The sequence below is a fragment of the Bacillus altitudinis 41KF2b genome (assembly GCF_000691145.1).
Taxonomy (GTDB): Bacteria; Bacillota; Bacilli; order Bacillales; family Bacillaceae; genus Bacillus; species Bacillus altitudinis.
In genome coordinates this window covers 1-19,445 of the sequence record NZ_ASJC01000003.1, presented here as the reverse complement: position 1 = coordinate 19,445, position 19,445 = coordinate 1, and the positions used below count along the sequence as shown (strand labels likewise).

Annotated in this window: 21 protein-coding genes; 18 read left to right on the top strand and 3 right to left on the bottom strand. The window is 39.3% G+C overall.

Annotation, left to right across the window (positions count from 1 at the left end; all coding sequences use genetic code 11):
• Positions 1–5 precede the first annotated feature (5 nt).
• The 4 genes from udk to BA79_RS06330 all read left to right on the top strand — a co-directional run bounded on the left by udk (position 6) and on the right by BA79_RS06330 (position 4,286).
• Positions 6–638, top strand: a complete 633-nt coding sequence (gene udk / locus BA79_RS06345; RefSeq protein WP_007501435.1) for a uridine kinase — start codon at positions 6–8, stop codon at positions 636–638.
• A 648-nt stretch (positions 639–1,286) separates the two neighbouring features.
• Entirely contained in the window at positions 1,287–1,760 is a 474-nt protein-coding gene (greA, locus tag BA79_RS06340) for a transcription elongation factor GreA (protein ID WP_007501433.1), read from the top strand.
• A 50-nt stretch (positions 1,761–1,810) separates the two neighbouring features.
• Positions 1,811–3,553 (top strand): peptidoglycan D,D-transpeptidase FtsI family protein, encoded by a 1,743-nt coding sequence (locus tag BA79_RS06335; protein WP_035701688.1) that lies wholly within the window; start codon positions 1,811–1,813, stop codon positions 3,551–3,553.
• A gap of 67 nt (positions 3,554–3,620) precedes the next feature.
• Positions 3,621–4,286 carry a YrrS family protein gene (locus BA79_RS06330; protein ID WP_017367687.1) on the top strand — a complete coding sequence of 222 codons (666 nt, stop codon included), beginning with the start codon at positions 3,621–3,623 and terminating at the stop codon, positions 4,284–4,286.
• 135 nt (positions 4,287–4,421) lie between these two features.
• Here BA79_RS06330 and BA79_RS06325 read toward each other — a convergent pair whose 3' ends face one another.
• Positions 4,422–4,628: a YrzA family protein gene (locus BA79_RS06325; protein WP_024718362.1), complete on the bottom strand. Its 207-nt coding sequence runs from the start codon at positions 4,626–4,628 to the stop codon at positions 4,422–4,424.
• A 187-nt stretch (positions 4,629–4,815) separates the two neighbouring features.
• Here BA79_RS06325 and BA79_RS06320 point away from each other — a divergent pair, with 187 nt between their 5' ends.
• The 7 genes from BA79_RS06320 to BA79_RS19370 all read left to right on the top strand — a co-directional run bounded on the left by BA79_RS06320 (position 4,816) and on the right by BA79_RS19370 (position 9,492).
• Entirely contained in the window at positions 4,816–5,457 is a 642-nt protein-coding gene (locus BA79_RS06320) for a class I SAM-dependent DNA methyltransferase (RefSeq protein WP_035701685.1), read from the top strand.
• A gap of 15 nt (positions 5,458–5,472) precedes the next feature.
• A complete protein-coding gene (gene mtnN, locus BA79_RS06315; RefSeq protein WP_035701682.1) occupies positions 5,473–6,168 on the top strand; it encodes a 5'-methylthioadenosine/S-adenosylhomocysteine nucleosidase in 696 nt (231 codons plus the stop codon).
• Between the two features lie 46 nt (positions 6,169–6,214).
• Complete coding sequence (locus tag BA79_RS06310; RefSeq protein ID WP_007501427.1) at positions 6,215–7,138, top strand: PLP-dependent cysteine synthase family protein; 924 nt, start codon at positions 6,215–6,217, stop codon at positions 7,136–7,138.
• 1 nt (position 7,139) lies between these two features.
• Positions 7,140–8,288 (top strand): bifunctional cystathionine gamma-lyase/homocysteine desulfhydrase, encoded by a 1,149-nt coding sequence (locus tag BA79_RS06305; RefSeq protein ID WP_008342652.1) that lies wholly within the window; start codon positions 7,140–7,142, stop codon positions 8,286–8,288.
• Between the two features lie 72 nt (positions 8,289–8,360).
• Complete coding sequence (locus tag BA79_RS06300) at positions 8,361–8,591, top strand: YrhC family protein (protein ID WP_017358091.1); 231 nt, start codon at positions 8,361–8,363, stop codon at positions 8,589–8,591.
• 445 nt (positions 8,592–9,036) lie between these two features.
• The gene (locus tag BA79_RS18960; RefSeq protein WP_008342648.1) at positions 9,037–9,171 is read left to right on the top strand and encodes a YrzI family small protein; all 135 of its coding nucleotides are present in this window, start codon (positions 9,037–9,039) and stop codon (positions 9,169–9,171) included.
• Between the two features lie 159 nt (positions 9,172–9,330).
• Positions 9,331–9,492 (top strand): hypothetical protein, encoded by a 162-nt coding sequence (locus tag BA79_RS19370; protein ID WP_154666048.1) that lies wholly within the window; start codon positions 9,331–9,333, stop codon positions 9,490–9,492.
• A 43-nt stretch (positions 9,493–9,535) separates the two neighbouring features.
• Here the strand turns inward: BA79_RS19370 and BA79_RS19950 are convergent, their stop codons facing one another.
• Complete coding sequence (locus tag BA79_RS19950; protein WP_008342643.1) at positions 9,536–9,661, bottom strand: YjcZ family sporulation protein; 126 nt, start codon at positions 9,659–9,661, stop codon at positions 9,536–9,538.
• Positions 9,662–9,928: 267 nt separating this feature from the next.
• Between BA79_RS19950 and BA79_RS06295 the strand changes: the two genes are divergently transcribed.
• The 5 genes from BA79_RS06295 (at position 9,929) to BA79_RS06275 (ending at position 15,628) form a co-directional block, all read left to right on the top strand.
• Positions 9,929–10,531: a class I SAM-dependent methyltransferase gene (locus tag BA79_RS06295; protein WP_017367683.1), complete on the top strand. Its 603-nt coding sequence runs from the start codon at positions 9,929–9,931 to the stop codon at positions 10,529–10,531.
• A 428-nt stretch (positions 10,532–10,959) separates the two neighbouring features.
• Positions 10,960–12,174 carry a formaldehyde dehydrogenase, glutathione-independent gene (gene fdhA / locus BA79_RS06290; protein WP_017358089.1) on the top strand — a complete coding sequence of 405 codons (1,215 nt, stop codon included), beginning with the start codon at positions 10,960–10,962 and terminating at the stop codon, positions 12,172–12,174.
• A 209-nt stretch (positions 12,175–12,383) separates the two neighbouring features.
• Positions 12,384–13,328 carry an ABC transporter ATP-binding protein gene (locus tag BA79_RS06285; protein WP_035701677.1) on the top strand — a complete coding sequence of 315 codons (945 nt, stop codon included), beginning with the start codon at positions 12,384–12,386 and terminating at the stop codon, positions 13,326–13,328.
• Positions 13,329–13,347: 19 nt separating this feature from the next.
• A complete protein-coding gene (locus BA79_RS06280) occupies positions 13,348–14,514 on the top strand; it encodes an ABC transporter permease (protein WP_035701675.1) in 1,167 nt (388 codons plus the stop codon).
• On the top strand, positions 14,507–15,628 hold the full coding sequence (locus tag BA79_RS06275; protein WP_035701672.1) for an ABC transporter permease: 1,122 nt from the start codon (positions 14,507–14,509) through the stop codon (positions 15,626–15,628). The genes BA79_RS06280 and BA79_RS06275 overlap by 8 nt, the downstream gene beginning before the upstream one ends.
• Positions 15,629–15,766: 138 nt before the next feature.
• On the opposite strand, the gene BA79_RS06270 is transcribed toward BA79_RS06275, so the two are convergent.
• Positions 15,767–16,660: a LysR family transcriptional regulator gene (locus BA79_RS06270; RefSeq protein ID WP_035701668.1), complete on the bottom strand. Its 894-nt coding sequence runs from the start codon at positions 16,658–16,660 to the stop codon at positions 15,767–15,769.
• Positions 16,661–16,790: 130 nt separating this feature from the next.
• Between BA79_RS06270 and BA79_RS06265 the strand changes: the two genes are divergently transcribed.
• Positions 16,791–18,233, top strand: a complete 1,443-nt coding sequence (locus BA79_RS06265) for an alanine/glycine:cation symporter family protein (protein WP_035701665.1) — start codon at positions 16,791–16,793, stop codon at positions 18,231–18,233.
• Positions 18,230–19,432 carry an iron-containing alcohol dehydrogenase gene (locus tag BA79_RS06260; protein ID WP_035701661.1) on the top strand — a complete coding sequence of 401 codons (1,203 nt, stop codon included), beginning with the start codon at positions 18,230–18,232 and terminating at the stop codon, positions 19,430–19,432. Before BA79_RS06265 ends, BA79_RS06260 begins: the two co-directional genes overlap by 4 nt.
• Positions 19,433–19,445 lie beyond the last annotated feature (13 nt).

The window sequence follows — 19,445 nt, the reverse complement described above, 5'->3', positions numbered from 1 at the left end:
GGCACATGGGGAAAAAACCAGTGGTGATTGGAATCGCTGGCGGCTCGGGTTCAGGTAAAACGAGCGTCACCAATTCCATTTACGAAAAATTTAAAGGACATTCAATCCTCATGCTTCAGCAAGATTTATATTATAAAAATCAAAGTCATATGCCATTTGAAGAGCGCCTGCTGACCAATTATGATCATCCGCTTGCTTTTGACAATGACCTGATGATTGAGCATGTAGAAGCGCTGCTAAAGTACGAGTCCATTGAAAAACCGATTTATGATTTTAAACTAAACACACGTTCAGAAGAGACGGTACATGTTGAACCCAAAGATGTCATCATCGTTGAAGGAATCTTTGCTCTTGAAAACGAACGTCTAAGAAACTTAATGGATATTAAACTGTATGTGGATACTGATGCAGATCTTCGGATCATTCGCCGTATTTTACGTGATACGAAAGAAAGAGGCAGATCGATTGATTCCGTGATTGAACAATATGTATCTGTCGTCAGACCGATGCACAATCAATTCATTGAACCGTCAAAACGATACGCCGATATCATCATCCCAGAAGGCGGTCAAAATCATGTGGCCATTGACCTCATGGTGACAAAAATTCAAACGATTCTTCAAAACCGCGGAGAGTAAATGGTGGAGAAGAACAAAGACCTTTACGACGTAAAGGTCTTTTCAACATCATGCTCTTGTAGTCAATACTTTAGTAATGGCTAGTCCGAAATCATCGGTGAGCATTGTAAGAAGCAGCCCCCTGAATAAAAGATTTGATATGATAGGAAAACAATGCTGCGAAATGGAGACAGGAAAATCACGATGGGATGCTGAAAGTTTCAGTTATTCCTGCTTTGTAAAAGTATATTAAAAAAACGACAAACAAATCATCACAAATTTTCAAACAATTCTTGATCAAAATGCAATTTTGTAATAATATAGCATAGACATATCGTACACTGACCATATTATGTATTGGAAGATGGAGAATGGATAAGCTATTCTTCTACATATGATCGAAATGGCCGAACGAGGTACAGGAGCTTCCTGTGCCTTTCCACAGTTTGTGCGATGAAGATAATACATCATCATGAGACCGCTGCTGTTCCTGCCTAATAAAAAGGCATAATAGTTGCATCTAAAAGGGACGCCATGTAAGATGGACTTTTACGAATATGGGACAGAAGGAATGAGGGCCGGAATATGTCCTCATTCTTGTATATTTCAGTCGTCACTCACATGCAGAAAGCTTGTATGATGAGGATTAATAGAAGGAGTGAATGATTCATGGCACAAGAGAAAGTATTTCCAATGACAGAAGAAGGAAAGCGCAAATTAGAAGAAGAGCTTGAATATTTGAAAACGGTTAAACGTAAAGAGGTTGTAGAGCGTATTAAAATCGCTAGAAGTTTTGGAGACCTCTCTGAAAACTCGGAATATGATTCTGCTAAAGAAGAGCAAGCGTTTGTAGAAGGTCGTATTACAACGCTTGATAATATGATTCGTAATGCCAAAATTATTGAAGATGAAGGTAACTCAAATATTGTTTCACTCGGTAAAACGGTGACATTCGTTGAATTACCAGACGGTGAAGAAGAGTCTTATACGATTGTAGGAAGTGCAGAAGCTGATCCGTTTGAAGGCAAAATTTCAAACGATTCACCAATTGCAAAAAGCCTTTTAGGCAAACAAGTAGACGACAAAGTCACGGTTCAAACACCTGGCGGAGAAATGTTCGTCCAAATTGTAAAAATTTCATAATTACGTTTATACGATAAACACCTCGTCCACAATAGGGACGAGGTGTTTTTATGCTGAAAACAAGAAGAATCCAATGGACAGGTGTCATTATTTTTATCTTATTGCTCGGTCTCCTATTTAGACTAGCGGAAATTCAGTTGTTTTTCACAGAATCTTTTTCAAAGCTTGATATTAATTTGATCCAAGAAAGTGTCAGGCAGCGGACAGAAGAAGTAGTCATTTCAGACGGACGCGGCGAATTTTTAGATCGAAACGGCGAGGCACTTCTCACAAAAGAAGAGCCTGCGGTCATCATATTTCCTTTCCTGCAATATGACCTCCCTCACTTAAAACAAACCGCTTCTATACTTGAGATGGAAGAAGATGAATTGAAGAGCCAGCTGACAGAAACGAAGAAACCACTCATTTTAAAAGATGATATCACGAAAAAAAAGCTGAAAGACATCAATGATATGAAATATTCAGGTGTTTACGGCGTATATATGAAAGAGAAGGACAAAAAAAGACTTGCCCTCCACACATTAGGTTTCACAAGCGAGAATCCAGAACTCTTGAGAAAACGTTATCCGGACAAAAAAGAGCTTTCGATTCGCACTGAGATCGGTACATTCGGTTTGGAAAGTACATTTGACGAATTTCTATTACCAGAGCAAGACACAAAATTGTTATATCATGTGGACGGAAGGGGAAACCCTTTGTTTGGGATGGACGTCAAATATACAGCAGAAGCTCATTCGTTTTATCCGCTGCAAGTGCAGACAACTATGGACGAAGACATGCAGAGGGAAATGGAGAATGTTCTCAAAGCGCAAGGTGTTGAAAAAGGCGGAGCGGTTCTGCTCGACATTCAAAATAGCAGTGTGCTGGCGATGGCGAGTGTTCCAAATGTGACCAGCAAAAACCGGCATGAGGCAAGAAATTACATGCTGACCGCAATGGCTCCCGGTTCTGTATTTAAAACGGTCGTACTTGCCGCAGCGATTGAAAAAAACTTGAACCAGCCACAAACGATGTATGATTGTCGAAAGAATTTATATGGAGAGCCAGAAGGAAAGCAGGAAGTACTGAATCTGTCTGAAAGCTTTGCGCAAAGCTGTAATTATACATTTGCGACACTCGCTGAGCAGCTCATCCAAACAGATGATCAAATCATTGAAAAGACAGCTTCAAAGCTTGGGCTTGTGGATCGAGCCGGCTGGGAAGGGGATGTATACCATAAGCAGCAATTCAAACAGTTTGATCGTGAAGAAACAGGCAGTGTGTGGGGAGATAAAAGAGACAAGCATGTCAAAAAAGCCATTGCACAAACGGCAATTGGTCAAAAAAATGTCAAAACAACCCCATTACAAATTGCCAATATGATGGCAACGATTGCAAGGGGCGGAGAACGAAAAGAAGTGAGGATTGCAGATAAAGTGATGTATCAAAACGGAACAACGATGCTATCCTTTCAAAACAAACGACCTGATGGTGACAGTATTGACCGCTATACAGCTCAAACCTTGCAAAAGTACTTAAGGCAGGTGGTGACCTCTGACAAAGGAACAGGAAGAAGATTTCAAGACCTGCCGTTCCATATAGCAGGGAAATCAGGCACTGCCCAAACCGGCAGCAAAGATAAACAGGGGAATCCACTTTATCACAAGTGGTTTGCCGGATACTTTCCGGCAGAAAAACCAAAATACGCTCTCGTCGTTGTTCACCTTGATGAGGCAAGTGGCCGGGCTAAGACAAATGAAGCGTTTTATGATATTGTAAAAAAGGTCAATGAAATTGAAAAGAAACAGACATAGAACATCCCTTCATGTCATGTTAGAATAGTAACGACTTAGGGAACAGAGGCAAAGGAGTGCAGAGATTTTGAGTAGAAATTCTCGATTTGAACATCGTGATAAGCGCAGAAAGGCGAATATGGTGCTTAACATATTAATTGGTATCGTTGTGGTGCTTATTTTGGTTGTCGCATCGAGTTTGTTAATTTTTAATAAACCGAAAGATACAAATGTAGCAGACGAACCATCCAAAACAGCACCTGCATCGAGTGAAAATAAACAAAACTCAGAAGAAGATGTGAAAGATCAAAAGAAAGATACATCCGATGATGCGGATGCAAAAAAAGACGATTCATCTGACAAAAAAGACGATACAAAGAAAACAGATGATGAAGAAGAGCCAAACAAAGATGCGTTAAAAGATGCCACAGAAACAGATGGCGGTAAAACAAGTGACGTAGACAAAACATATGAAAACGATAACTGGGAGCCCGTAGGAACAGAGCAATCGGGATCACATACAGCAACCTATGATGCTAACTCAAAAGACTGGAAAGAAATGATCAAAGCCATGTCCTATGCGACAGGAATCTCAGAAGATCAAATGACTGTTATTTGGTTAGGAAATAACGGAGGACCTCAAGATGCAAAAGGAACCATCCGTGATAAATCAACAGGTGAACGCTACCGTGTAGAAATTACGTGGGTGGACGAAAAAGGCTGGAAACCTGTGAAGGTTGAAAAATTAAAATAAAAAAGATGCATACAAAAAGGCTAAAATGAACTTCATTTTAGCCTTTTTCTTCTTTTCAGCGTGATAGAAAACCTTTGCAGTCTAGGAAGGACTAGCACCGGCGCACAGACCTGACTGCCTACACGCTAATCTTTTTTATGAGACATTCGCTTTAAAATGAACAACTGCTGTATACAAAATCTTATCATCAATGACAGTCGTTTGATGACTCACAGAATGAACAGTCAGCAAGATCGCCTGATTATGTTCAATTTGTTTTTGGATCTTTTGTTCAAGTTCTTTTAAAGACGTTGCTTCAAAAAATTCAATTTTGTCCTTTAAAAAATCTAGTTGAAAATCCATTTCATTCATCCCTCCATGCTCTAGATTCATCATAATCTCTCCCATTCAAAAGGGCAAATATTTTTCTACCCCGCCCAGTATTTTTTAGTAGGAAAGAATCAGAAGATGTGGTAGGATAGGAACTGTTCGACGGAATAAAACATACTATACAGATAGGAATAAATAGATAAAGTGGAGGGAAAGAAAAATGGGACGTGAGTTTCTTTCTTTATTTGATCATTGGGCTGAATCTTATGATGACACTGTAAGTGGTCATGACGAGCAGTATAAAGAAGTGTTTCGCCGGTATCCGGCCATTCTAAAAGAGATTACTCGCCGTGCAGGTCAACATGTCATTGAGTTTGGAAGCGGCACAGGAAACCTAACGGCGGCACTGCTTCAAGCAGATAAGAAAGTGTTTGGCGTTGAACCTTCAGAGGCCATGAAGAAAGCGGCTCTTCAAAAAGGAATACCAGATGTATTTCATGACGGGGATTTTTTATCGTTTCCATCTCCACCTTTTGAGCCAGATACGATCGTCAGTTCATATGCTTTCCATCATTTAACCGACGAAGAAAAAAAACAAGCCATTCACACCTATGGCAACATCCTTCCCTCAGGTGGTAAAATAGTCTTTGCTGATACAATGTTCCAAAATCAAGCAGCACATCAAGCTGCAACGAACAAAGCGAAAGCCGCTGGATTCGATCAGCTTGCAGAGGATTTAGAAACGGAATACTATCCATCCATAGGTGTGTTAAAGCAAATCTTTGAAGAAGAAGGTTTTAGCACATCTTTTCATCAAATGAATGATTTTGTGTGGATCGTAGAAGCGAAGAAAAGGGAATGAAAGGATGTTTTTTATTTGAAAATCGCAGTGATAGGTGCAATGGAAGAAGAAGTGACGATTTTAAGAGACCAACTAAAGAATGCCACACAAGAAAACATCGCTGGGTGTGAATTTACAACAGGTGTTTATGAAGATAAAGAAGTGATTTTATTAAAATCAGGGATTGGAAAAGTGAATGCAGCGGTCAGCACAACACTTCTGCTTGACCGCTTTCAGCCAGATTATGTGATCAATACAGGGTCAGCTGGCGGTTTCCATCACTCATTAAATGTAGGTGATATTGTCATCTCTACTGATGTTAGACATCATGATGTGGATGTGACGATCTTTGATTACGAATATGGACAAGTGCCAGGATTACCAGCTGCTTTTCTCGCAGATGAAAAGCTTGTGAAGCTGGCAGAGGAATCTGCTTCAGAAATCGATCATATTCAAGTGGCAAAAGGAACGATTGCAACAGGAGATTCATTTATGGATGATCCTGGTCGTGTCGCGTTTGTGAGAGAGAAATTCCCAGAGCTGTATGCAGTGGAAATGGAGGCAGCTGCAGTTGCGCAAGTTTGCCATCTATTTGAAACGCCATTTGTGGTCGTTCGAGCGTTGTCAGATATTGCTGGGAAAGAATCCAATATCTCTTTTGATCAATTTCTAGAGCAAGCAGCGATTCACTCAACAGACCTTGTCCTGCGTATGATAAAGCAAACACAATAAAAGAAGGGGTTTCCCCCTTCTTTTCCATACAAAGGAAGGGATTTATATGGCTGTCATACATGATATTACGGAATTAATTGGCCACACACCGCTTTTAAAACTGTCAGGGATGGGTGTGCCGGCAGGTGTTGATGTTTATGCAAAACTTGAAATGATGAACCCAGGCGGAAGTATTAAGGATCGCTTAGGTGATATGCTGATTAAAGAAGCGCTGGCATCGGGCAAACTGCGCCCAGGCGGAACCATTATTGAAGCAACTGCAGGAAACACAGGCATCGGGCTTGCGCTAAGTGCAAGAAAACATCAATTGCATCCGATCTTCTGTGTACCAGAACATTTTAGTCAAGAGAAACAACAGCTCATGAAGGCGCTTGGTGCAGAAATTATTCATACACCAAGAAAAGATGGGATGAAGGGTGCGATTGATCGAGCCCTTGAACTAGAGGCAAGCCTTGACAATGCTTATTGTGTCTTACAATTTAAAAACCAAGTAAATCCATTGACTTACTATAAAACGCTCGGGCCAGAAATATGGTCTGACCTCCAGGGGAACATAGACGTGTTTGTAGCAGGAGCGGGCTCTGGCGGAACGTTTCAAGGCTGTGCTGCCTATTTAAAAGAGCAAAAAGAAGCGCTAAAAACAGTGATCGTGGAACCAGAAGGATCTATTTTAAATGGCGGAAAGCCGGGGCCGCATAGAACGGAAGGAATTGGCCTTGAATTTATTCCAGATTATATGGAATCGACTTTATTTGACGAGATTTATACCGTCAGTGACGATGATGCTTTCCGAATGGTGAAAGAAGCAGCTGAAAAGGAAGGTGTTCTGATCGGAAGCTCGTCTGGAGCCGCTCTATTTGCCGCTTTAGAGGAAGCGAAAAAGGCATCACCTGGGACGGTGATTGTCACTATTTTTCCTGATAGCAGTGAGCGTTATCTAAGTAAAGGTATTTATGAGGGAGGAAAATAAAATGAAGCCAAAAACAATGATGATTCATAGTGGAATCACTGGTGATGAAAAAACAGGAGCCGTGTCTGTTCCTATTTACCAAGTCAGCACCTATAAGCAGCCTAAAGCAGGCGAGCACACTGGATATGAATATTCCAGAACTGCGAATCCAACAAGAACAGCACTGGAAACAGTCATTCGTGATCTTGAAGGCGGGGCAAACGGCTATGCATTCGGTTCAGGGATGGCTGCAATTACAGCTGTGATGATGCTGTTTAACAGCGGAGATCATATCGTACTGACTGACGACGTGTACGGCGGAACCTATCGTGTGATGACAAAGGTGCTCAACCGGATTGGCATTAAAGCTACATTTGTAGACACAAGTGATCCTGAAGCGGTGAAAAAAGCCATTTTACCAGAAACAAAAGCCGTCTATATTGAATCACCAACCAATCCATTGCTGAAAATGACCGATCTACAAGCCATAAGCCGGATCACAAAAGAAGCTGGCATCTTGATGATTGTCGATAATACGTTTTTTACCCCATATTTTCAAAAGCCGATTTCATATGGGGCTGACATTGTCTTGCACAGTGCCACAAAATATTTAGGCGGCCATAGTGATGTGGTGGGCGGACTTGTCGTGACAGCTACTGAAGAGCTGGGTGAAGAACTGCACTTTGTTCAAAACTCTACAGGCGGTATTCTTGGACCGCAAGATGCGTGGCTTCTAATGCGAGGGATGAAAACGCTCGGACTTAGAATGGAAGCACATCAACAAAACGCGCAGAAAATCGCTGAGTTTTTAGAACAACATCCTGCGATTACACGTGTCTATTACCCAGGTTTAAGCGCTCACCCAGGGCATGAGCTTGCAAAAACTCAAGCAACAGGCTTTGGCGGTATGATTTCTTTTGATATTGGAAAAGAAGAAAATGTCGACGTGTTTTTAAGCCAATTGAAATTGTTTACAATCGCAGAAAGCCTAGGGGCGGTTGAAAGTTTAATCTCTGTTCCTGCTCGCATGACCCATGCATCCATTCCAAAAGAGCGCAGAGAAGAGCTTGGCATCACAGATGGTTTAATCCGTATTTCTGTCGGTATTGAAGATATTGATGACTTATTACATGATATTGAACAAGGGCTCGACGCAGTAACGAATGGATAGATTTACATGCCCCTCGCTTTCTCTCACTATGGTAAGCTATCAATAGACATTGATAACGGGAAGGTGAATCAAGTGAAGAAAAAGTGGGATGGTTTAGTGACAGATTACAAGCAATACGCTTTTATTTTGCTTGCTGTTAGCACCTTTTTATATATTGGTACGATTTTACCAAATCAGCACATAGAAGCATCACCAAAAATGCTGATGCTGGCAGTTGATTGTGTTTTCCTATTGGCTGCTTTCCTTTGCGTGAAACGTGCGATCTTTTTTCAAAAAAAGCTACAAGAACTAGATGAAGATTAAGTCGAAAAGTCTCCTCATGTGATGAGGAGACTTTTTTAAATTGCACTGGATAATCGGACAAGAATCACTGTGGAAATTTAGTCAAACACACAAAAATCATCTAATTTACTAAAAACAGGTTTACAAAATGGTGCTTGCTGGATATACTTACAAAGTAATTAAAAACGTAAAGGAGGCTGAAGAATATGTTATTCGTATCTACTTGTGATCAATTCAACAACCAATTTCATCATGTCATCAGCCTGTGGAAGAGCTCGTGTCCTTCCTTTACCTTTTACGGTTCACGCTACAAAACTGTTTAAGTAAACGAGGATTTCACGTATCATCCATCGCAGGTTAGAAGACACTGTCTTTTGATCTGCATTTTTGTGTGCCCGCAGGTCAACTGATAAAGAAGATCTGCGGGCTATTTCGCGTGCTGCGAACTGAAGGGAGGTGAGCGTATATGACAATCCATTTATTTTTTATTACTTTGACGATCCAACGTAAATACAAAGACATTGAAACGGTTCTTTATGAACAACAAGTCGAAACGTTTTATGAAGAAATGAAGCAGAAACAACTAAAGTACATGAACTAAAAAGGACAATAAAAACATGAAAAGGAGGAGATTGACATGTTTATGATGCTTGCAATGCTTGATTGTTATACAAGGGAGAAGGACCAGGTTTAGACACGCTCCACATTGATCACCTGCACATATGATAACCGTAAAAGGAGATTGTGAGGTGATCAATGAATGTCGATGTCACCATATATGAGGTTTCCATCAGTGGGGCACGGATATGCGTCTATTCCACATTCTTTAAAGCACGGATACGGCAATCCATACAGAATGCAAAGAGAGCAAGAAGAAATGCTCAGACGCTATATGTACAATTATCCAACCTATTGGTATTAAAGAAAAGGAGCAGGAAACGTTATCGTTTCCTGCTCCTTTTACATTAGCAAATCCAGCTTGCACCGATGATGATTAACAAAATGAACAGTACAACAAGCAATGCGAATCCGCCTGCAAAACCGCCACCGTAGCCACCGCAGTAGCCTCCAGAATAACCGCCAAAGCCCATAATCTAGCACCACCTTTATCTAATCAAGATACATTCATAAAATATGCAGCTCATGCGGAAAACGAAATCAATCTGAGCACAATTAATGAAAATGCCTATTTGTTTAAATATTTTTCATGACGTGCGAAACATTTTCAGAAAAGGTGCCGTCTAATAAAAGACAAAGAAATTAGGACTAGGTCTTAACTTTTGTTAGGCGAGAGCCGATATGAAAAGTAAGAAAATTCGTAAATAGTTTTATTTACTGGTGCAAAGCAGGTGTTGACATTGATTCAAAGCTGGATTGGAAAACAAATGAGGGAACCAAAGGGCTTGTTCTCAAAATGGGTTGCCCGCTATATGGAAAAAAATCATCATAATATCAATCAATGGACGATTCAACTCTTAAATATACAAGAAAACGACCGGATCTTAGAAATTGGTACTGGAAGAGGTATGACATTATCTAAAGTAGCGGAAAAACTTGATCGAGGGAAAGTATATGGAATCGATGCTTCGCGTCATATGGTAAAATACGCGAAAAGAAAACATAAGAGGCTTGTCGAGCAGGAAAAAGCCGTTATCACACTTGGAAAAGCTGAGCAATTACCTTTTGAAGACAGATCATTCAATAAATTGTTCACAGTGCAGACCATCTATTACTTGCCAGATATCGAACAAGTTATGAAAGAGGTATATCGTGTTCTTCAAGTGGATGGAGAAGTATTCTTATCTTTTCAAAAGCAGGAACTAATGAAGGAACAAAAACGCTCACAGTCTCTTTCAACGTACAGTGAAGAAGACATCAGCTGTCTTTTTTCAGCGTATCACTTTAGAGACGTCTCTGTTTACCATTATGATACATACATCTGTATCAAAGCCTTAAAATGATGATGAAAATATTTCCCAGGTAATGAACAAGCAATTAAAAAAGGCTCTTCGTCAGAGGAGCCTTTTTGCATGCGATGAAATGGACCATTCGTCAATAAAAAAGACTCTTCACAAGAAGAGTCTTTTGCATTCATTTCATATGTAGGGGCCAGCCAGGTGTGTAAGGAATGATAGTATATATAAGGAATTTGTTTGTCGATTAAGGATACCTGTCTGGCTTATTCCTTATATCGACAATGTTCTTCAAATGTTTAGCTTTTTTTTCAATTTTTTCTTTTTTATTTGACTGGAAAATACATTTTTCTCTCCTGGATAGACATTTTTCATTTACTATTTGAGTCAATGTGTGGTTGAAAGAAGGAAAAAGCCCGAGAAAGAGAGAACTTTGGAGAGACTTCATTTTTAAACAAAAAGGGAGGAATGAAAACATGTCGGGAAACAAAGGTGTCGTTTATAAAGGAGCAGGAAATGTAGCAGTTGAAGATATTGGATACCCTGATTTGGTTTTAAGGGATGGCCCTGGTGTACCTAAAGCCAATGTTGGACGTAAGTGTGAGCATGGCGTCATTTTAAAAGTGGTGACAACAAACATTTGCGGGAGCGACCAGCACATGGTAAGAGGGCGCACAACTGCGCCTGAAGGACTTGTCCTTGGTCATGAGATTACTGGTGAAGTCGTTGAAGTTGGACGAGATGTAGAGTTTATCCAAAAGGGTGATCTCGTATCAGTTCCATTTAATATTGCCTGTGGTCGCTGCGTCATGTGTAAAGAACAAAAAACCCATGTGTGTTTAAATGTGAACCCCGATCGACCTGGCTCAGCTTATGGATATGTAGATATGGGCGGATGGGTTGGCGGCCAATCGGAGTACGTCATGGTGCCATATGCTGATTTCCAGCTACTCAAATTTCCGGACAAAGATCAGGCGATGGAAAAAATACTTGATTTGACGATGCTTTCTGATATATTCCCGACAGGTTTTCATGGTGCTTATACGGCTGGCGTAAAGCCGGGCTCTACCGTCTATATTGCTGGTGCAGGGCCAGTAGGTCTTGCAGCAGCGCATTCCGCTCAGCTCCTTGGCGCTTCTGCTGTCATCGTCGGCGATCTTAATGAACAAAGGCTCGAGCAGGCGAGAAGCTTTGGCTGCGAAACGATTAACTTACGAAAACATGATCGAATCGGTGAACAAATGACAAACATCCTTGGAGAGCCAGAAGTCGACTGTGCGGTCGATTGTGTCGGTTTTGAAGCTTCAGGTCATGGAGATCAAGGAGAAGCACCAGCCACCGTTTTAAATACAATTATGGATATTACCAAAGTTGGCGGTAAGCTTGGAATTCCAGGACTTTACGTCACAGAAGATCCAGGTGCTGTGGATGAAGATGCAAAAGTTGGATCTCTGAAAGTGCGAATTGGACTTGGCTGGGCCAAAGCCCATACCTTTGTGACAGGCCAAACCCCTGTCATGCAATATCACCGCAGCTTGATGAAATCTATTTTAAGCGGAAGAGCACAAATCGCCAAAGCCGTTAATGCAACCGTCATTTCCCTAGATCAAGCCCCTAAAGGATATAGCGATTTTGATTCGGGTGTGGCGAAGAAATTTGTGATTGACCCGCATGGCATGATTTCTAAATAATGATCCATCGAAAAAAACTTACAGGGTTTTTCCTGTAAGTTTTTTTGTTTATAAATATAAAAAGACCTATACTGTTCTTCTACATTTCATAACGTGGTAAAATGAGTAAATTGGAAAAAATGATCTTTAGTTGAAAGACATACCATAAAACAGTTGGCAATGATTGGATAGGATTATGATAGATAGGAAGAATAGAGGAGAGATTACAATTGCTAAAAGTACAGAACATCATCAAAAATTATGAGGGTAAACAAGTATTAAAAGGGGTTAGCTTCCACTTGAAACCTGGTGAATCATTTGGGCTTTTGGGTCCTAATGGTGCAGGGAAATCAACCTTAATCGGCATCATGACAGGACTTCTACCTGCAACGAGCGGGACTGTTACGATTGGAGGCATTGATCTACATAAAGAAACAAAGCATGCACAGCAATTGATTGGTATTGTTCCGCAAGAGATCGCTTTATATTTAGATATGTCAGCAAAAGAAAATTTAACGTTTTGGGGGAAAATGTATGGACTTAAAGGAGAAGAATTAAAAAGCAGAGTACAAGAAATCCTTGAATTAATTGGTCTGGGCAATAGAGCGAATGATAAAGTGAAAGTATTCTCAGGAGGGATGAAAAGAAGAGTGAATATCGGATGTGCGATTTTGCATCGGCCAAAACTATTAATAATGGATGAGCCTACAGTGGGTATAGACCCGCAATCCAGAAATCATATATTAGAAACAGTTAAAACGTTAAATAGTGAAGGAATGACGATTATTTATACGAGTCATTACATGGAGGAAGTCGAATATCTATGTGAAAAAATAGCTATTATGGATCAAGGTTCTTTCATTAAGGTAGGTGATTTAAGTGAATTGGCTGAGCTTGTTGGAGAAAAAAGAGAAATCATTTTTACGATTAAATGTGAACAAGGACAAAAGGATATGGAGCGAGTGTGCCAATACATAAATGAATACCACCCACTGAATGACTTTGTGGTACAGGAAAATCAAATCACATTATTTGATGACGACCCTCAGCATTTACTAAGTCAACTTATTCAAGGTGTAACCGCATTACATGTTCAATTAATTTCAGCAGAAGTTGTAGAACCAAATTTAGAAAATGTATTCTTGTATTTAACAGGTAAAAAATTACGAGATTAGACCGAATAGAGGTGAGCATATGAGCATTTGGGTTGTACTGAAAGATCTATTATTGTTTTTTAGGGATAAGAAAAGCTTTTTTACACTTTTTTTTATGCCTATCATATTAATTGCTATATTAGGTGCAGCATTTGGAGATAATATGAAGAAAGATAGCGAAATTAGGATCAATTCATTTCGAGTAGGAATAACAGATCAAGATAAGTCCGCTACAAGTAAAATGTTTCTTTCAACATTGTCTAAGAGTGAACTCAGTGACATATTTGAAGTGAAGGTCACCTCGAAAAATCAGCTAGAGAAAGATTTAAATAGTAGAGACATTACAATGGGTATAATCATCAAGCCGAATTTTGAAAAAAGCCTATTAAATCACGATCATGTGCAATTGAATATTTTGAAAGGACCTAATTCAAGCTTACATGAAATGGTCCTAGAAAATGTGGTTTTGCAATTCTTTCAAAATTATCATATGAATCGTATTTTGGTGCCGTTGAATCAAGGTAAAGAAGTGGAGGTCGTGTCTGATCAACTGAAAAAAGAACTAGTGAACGAAAGAAATATTCATATCAACAGCCAGCCGATTACATCCTTCCAATACTACGCAGGCGGGATGGGTGTGCTTTTTTTATTAATGACTGTTGTTTTCTTGGTTGGCAGTATGATAGAGGAAAAAGAAGAAGAAGTTTATAAAAGACTACTAGTATCAAAATTAAGCAATACTAGTTATATCATTGGAAAGTTATTGGGCATTATTTTAATGAGTATGATTCAACTTGCGGTCATTATTTTATTTACTAGCTTTGTCTTTAAGGTGAACTGGGGAGAGCCTTTTACTGTTGTTATGATCGGATGTAGTTTTATATTAAATGCTGCGGGTTTCGGGGTGCTGATTGGTTCTTTTATCAAAAGAGAAAAAACGTTTAATAGTGTGGGGATTTTAGGCACTCAAGTGTTAGCTGCTTTAGGCGGGAGTATGGTGCCCTTATACTTATTCCCACAATGGGTGATTGATACCAGCTATTTTTTACCTAATTCTCTTGCACTTCAAATGTTTTTGAAAAGTATGGCAGGTGCTGAATTTAGTGAAATACAAAACGGATTATTACTTAGCTGTGGGATGGGAATGGCTTTCTTCATCATTGCTTTATTAAGAATGTCTTTTGAAAGGAAGCATCGTTATGCATAAAATATTAGCCATTATCACGTTAAAGTTAAAAGAAACATTAAAGTCCCCATTGACCCTCATTTTTTTATTTGTGATGCCAATTGTATTTAGTTTTATCTTTGGTAGTACCGCATCTGATACAAAGAAACCGACAGTTGCTTTTATTCTAGAGCCCAGTCAAGGTAAACTAGATCAAGAAATTTTTCAAATTCTCGAAAAAAACACCAAATTTCTCTGGGTAAAGGCAACTGAAAGCGACGCAAAAGATTTAGTATCTGAAGAAAAGGTAGTTGAGTCTGTGAAAGTCGTAAACCAATTAAAGTCCCATCTAAAAGAAAATAAAGAGATTTTTGATGTGACAGTTTATAAAAAAACTGAAGAATATGCAGTCTTATCTCCCTATTTAAAAGAGACAGCTGCCATCATTTATCAAATCAATCAGGGTGTGAAAGAGCAGAAAAGTGTTTCTCTCACCAATGCATTGAACAAGTTAAATGAATCTGGTACGATTTCATTGGCCGAAAAAAATCAAAATGGTCAAGCAAGCCAACAACCAAATTTAATACCGCTTGGCTTTACCATTATGTTTATGATGTTTGCGATTTCAAGCTCTTTGTCATCTATACATTCGGAGTATAAAAATTATACATGGCAAAGATTGCTTTCGAGTCCAATCCATAAAATATATGTACTTCTGGGCTATTTAATGGCATATTTCCTTCTTGGATGGATACAATTGGGTGTTCTTTTGACCATCTTATCTATTTTCTTTAATGTCTACTTAGGCAACCTGTTTCTTATCTTATTGTTCGGATCATTTGTTATAGGCCTTGTCGTAAGTTTAGGATTTATGATAGCTACTTTATCTCAAACAAAAAAACAAGCTGAAATCTTTAGTGCAATTGTCATTGTAGGATCGTGCATGCTGGGTGGTATTTATTGGCCTTTAGATATCGTTCCAGACATTATGAAGAAGATTTCTTTGACTATACCGCAAACATGGATGATGTCTGGTTTTGGTGAGATCATGAGCGGCAATGTTAATCTTTCTATCTTATTATTAGATGCGACGGTTTTAATTGCTTTTACGGTGGTCTTTATGATCATTGGTTTGAAGAGTATCAGATCCTATTAATCCTTTGTTCTTCTAAAAAGCCCTCTATAGCTATGTAGAGGGCTTTTTGTATACACGTGATTTACTTTAAATGATTGGATAACTCGTTAATATTTAATGGTGAAAGAAATTGAAGGCTGCCCAAGTAAATATTTCACATTACCCATTGAGAAGGATATATTCCTCTGTTAAATCAACAAACGCCTTCAAAGCAGGAGACATCCATTTATTTTTATGCCAGAATAGTTGGATTTTCGTTGTGAGACAGGGTCCCATCCAATTGATTTTAATCATATGGCCTTCTGTTATTTCTCTTTTTATAGAAATTTCGGGAAGTACAGCAATTCCTAGCCCAGCCATTACACATTTTTTTATGGCTTCTACATCTGCTAGTTCTAGTTTACTTCTCGATTTTGCTCCTGCCTGTGTCAAAGAGTGTTCGAAGGCATAACGATAATCGCAGTCTTCAGTTAACAACAATCTTTGCTCGTCTAAATCGATAGGATATACTTTTTGTTTTTTGCTCAATGGATTTGTTGGACAGCATACAATGGCCATCGGTTCATCTTTTAATTCTTTTACAATTAAATGTGAGGATACGACAGGATTCATCGATAATAGGGCGACATCAATTTGTCCTTCCAGTAATAGATTTAAAACATCCTTTTCAGCTATTCCGGGACGGAAAATCAGTTCTACTTTAGGATACGTTGTTTGAAAGTCCGTTAAAATATGAGGAAGTCGATAGGTACATTGTGTTTCAGATGCACATATTCTTAAAATGCCGCTTGGCTCACTCATCCCGCCAACAGCCTCTAATGCTTCTCCTGTTAAACCTAAAATCTTATCCGTATAATCTTGAAACTTCATGCCAGCTTCTGTTAAAATGACCCTTTTTCCAAGCCTTTCAAAAAGAGGGGTTCCTAACTCTTCTTCTAATGCAGCGATATTTGCCGTGATACTAGATTGAGCATAGCCAAGTATTTGTGCTGTTTTTGTAAAGTTTAATACTTTTGATGCTGTTTGGAACATCATCAGTTGCTTTATTTCCAACGTCAATCCCTCCTAAATCGGATGAGCCGATTGATGCAATCAGAAAACTTCTATAGATAGATCATAACATTTTTACTATGATAAAAGTAGGCGCTTTCATTATTTAGAATGTTCAGATTTTATAGGGGGGATGGCTTTGTTTGAAACGATTGTCAATTCAATAAATGACTTTTTATGGACATATATTTTAGTCGTTATGTTAATAGGAATAGGAATCTACTTTACGGTGAGAATGAAGTTTATGCAAATTGTCTTACTAAAAGAGATCTTCCGTTCTATTTTTGAAAAAGCTCCAAAAATAAAAGGGAGTCAAGACATTTCTTCAATGCAAGCTTTCTTTATCGGAGCAGCGACGAGGATTGGAACTGGAAATATGGCAGGTGTTGCTATTGCCATCACAGTTGGTGGTCCTGGAGCTATTTTCTGGATGTGGTTTGCAGCAGTTTTAGGGGGAGCTTCTGCATTTGTCGAAAGCACACTCGCTCAAATATATAAAGTGAGAACAAGTGATGGTTTTAAAGGGGGGCCAGGCTATTATATACAAAAGCAATTTGGACTGAAATGGCCAAGTAGGATCTTTGCCTTTTCTGTTATTCTTAGTTTTGGCTTAATTTTTAATGCAGTACAAACGAACACCATCACAAATGCCTTTCGATATTCATTTGGTATCAGTCCAATTGGTATGGGGGTATTCGTAACCATTCTTACGGCTCTCATCATTTTTGGTGGTGTAAAGAGAATTGCCCGCTTTACCCAAATCATTGTGCCAATCATGTCCTCGTTTTATATTATCTTAGCACTTTATGTGATTGTGACAAATATCGCTGATGTACCCGCAGCATTAGCAAGTATTATGAAAAGTGCGTTTGGATTAGAGCAAATGGTTGGAGGCGGAATCGGCGCTGCAATAATGAACGGTGTCAAACGCGGTTTGTTTTCCAATGAAGCAGGAATGGGAAGTGCGCCAAATGCAGCAGCTGCTGCCCATGTTTCACACCCAGTAAAACAAGGGTTTGTTCAATTATTAGGCGTATTTTTTGATACATTAGTTGTTTGTAGTTGTACAGCATTTATTATTATGCTATCAACAGTAGAAACAGCAGGTGATTTGTCAGGTATTGAAATTACTCAAGCTGCAATGGCGCAGCATTTCGGTTCTTGGGCTAGTATTTTCTTAGCATTTGCGATCTTTACTTTTGCATTTAGCTCCATTGTAGGTGGCTACTATTACGGTGAAGCCAATATCGGTTTTATTCATCACAGTGTATCCGCGCTATTCGTGTATCGAATCACTGTTTTAATGATGATCATGTTTGGTGCTCTCGCCAACTTACAAATCGTTTGGACGTTAGCGGACTTGTCGATGGCGATTATGGCTATTGTTAACTTGGTTGCCATTGCGATTTTAGGCAAATTTGCTTTTGCGGCTCTTAATGATTACATGGGACAAAGAAAGGTAGGAAAGAACCCTGTTTTTTACGCTTCTACCATTCCAGGTTTAAAAGGAATAGAATGGTGGGGAGCAGAAAAACAAGCGATTAAATCAACAAATGAAGGGGTAGAAAATCAATGATAAATTTTGAATATGATTGTCATACGAAAATGATCATGGGGACTGGAAAATCTAAAGATATTGCCTCTATTGTAGAGGACATTGTATTGCCTAGTGCTACAATTATGATTGTGACTGACCCTGGTGTAAAAAGCGCAGGATTGGTGACGCCTATTGAAGCATATTTACAAGAAGCTGGTTATTCCGTTGTCGTCTTTGATCAAGTATCACCAAACCCTAGAGATCATGAATGTCTAACGGGTGCAGAGCTCTTTAGAAAAGTACAAGCATCAGCGGTAATTGCGATTGGCGGAGGCAGCCCAATGGATACGGCAAAAGCCATTGCTTTATTAGGTCCAAATGGCGGTAATCCTGAAGAGTATATAGCAGGGAAGAAGGCGTATACAAATGTATCACCCTTAATTTGTATTCCAACCACGGCTGGAACTGGCTCTGAGGTGACCCGTTCATCTGTGATTACGTTAGCTGCTTCACATAAAAAAATCACCTTAAAACATGCCTTGCTTCGACCAACTATTGCGATTTTGGATCCTGCTCTTACTTCTACGGTGCCAAAAAGTATAACAGCGGCAACAGGTGTTGATGCACTGGTCCATGCGATTGAAGGCTATACATGTAAAGAAACAAACCCTATATCTAAGGCGATGGGAGCAAGCGCAATGAAAACCATTGTGACCTATTTACCGAAGGCGTATGAAGACGGGTCTGATTTAGAAGCAAGATACAAAATGCAGGAAGGCAGTTTACTCGCTGGCTTATGCTTCGGTTCTGCTGATGTAGCAGCCGTACATTGTTTAGCCGAAGCGCTCGGCAGTCTTTATGATACGCCTCATGGTATCGCAAATGCTGTGTTTTTACCTTATGTCATACAATTTAATGCAGCTGAAAACAAATCATTGCACATAGAGCTTGCAAACATTATGGGCTTTGCAGATAAAACGGATGCAGATGATGTGGCGATTCAAAAATTAATGGATGGTATGTATACATTCACAAAGAATTTAGGTATTCCATCACTAAAAGAATTATCTTATGTAAAAGTAGAAGATTTTGAAAAAATGGCTGAACTAGCAGAACAAAACAACTCTACAAAAAGCAATGTTCGTGCCGTTACGAAAGCGGACTACTTAGATATACTAAAGGCTGCTTTTTCATATAGTCATACAGAAAAAGAGCCGAATAGTGAAGTGACCCCCTAAATTTAGACGCGGT

Coding starts and splice junctions, on each gene's coding strand:
- udk (WP_007501435.1), top strand. CDS start 6: ATGGGGAAAAAACCAGTGGTGATTGGAATCGCTGGCGGCTCGGGTTCA.
- greA (WP_007501433.1), top strand. CDS start 1,287: ATGGCACAAGAGAAAGTATTTCCAATGACAGAAGAAGGAAAGCGCAAA.
- BA79_RS06335 (WP_035701688.1), top strand. CDS start 1,811: ATGCTGAAAACAAGAAGAATCCAATGGACAGGTGTCATTATTTTTATC.
- BA79_RS06325 (WP_024718362.1), bottom strand. CDS start 4,628: ATGGATTTTCAACTAGATTTTTTAAAGGACAAAATTGAATTTTTTGAA.
- BA79_RS06320 (WP_035701685.1), top strand. CDS start 4,816: ATGGGACGTGAGTTTCTTTCTTTATTTGATCATTGGGCTGAATCTTAT.
- BA79_RS06310 (WP_007501427.1), top strand. CDS start 6,215: ATGGCTGTCATACATGATATTACGGAATTAATTGGCCACACACCGCTT.
- BA79_RS06305 (WP_008342652.1), top strand. CDS start 7,140: ATGAAGCCAAAAACAATGATGATTCATAGTGGAATCACTGGTGATGAA.
- BA79_RS18960 (WP_008342648.1), top strand. CDS start 9,037: ATGACAATCCATTTATTTTTTATTACTTTGACGATCCAACGTAAATAC.
- BA79_RS19370 (WP_154666048.1), top strand. CDS start 9,331: ATGTCGATGTCACCATATATGAGGTTTCCATCAGTGGGGCACGGATAT.
- BA79_RS19950 (WP_008342643.1), bottom strand. CDS start 9,661: ATGGGCTTTGGCGGTTATTCTGGAGGCTACTGCGGTGGCTACGGTGGC.
- fdhA (WP_017358089.1), top strand. CDS start 10,960: ATGTCGGGAAACAAAGGTGTCGTTTATAAAGGAGCAGGAAATGTAGCA.
- BA79_RS06280 (WP_035701675.1), top strand. CDS start 13,348: ATGAGCATTTGGGTTGTACTGAAAGATCTATTATTGTTTTTTAGGGAT.
- BA79_RS06275 (WP_035701672.1), top strand. CDS start 14,507: ATGCATAAAATATTAGCCATTATCACGTTAAAGTTAAAAGAAACATTA.
- BA79_RS06265 (WP_035701665.1), top strand. CDS start 16,791: ATGGCTTTGTTTGAAACGATTGTCAATTCAATAAATGACTTTTTATGG.
- BA79_RS06260 (WP_035701661.1), top strand. CDS start 18,230: ATGATAAATTTTGAATATGATTGTCATACGAAAATGATCATGGGGACT.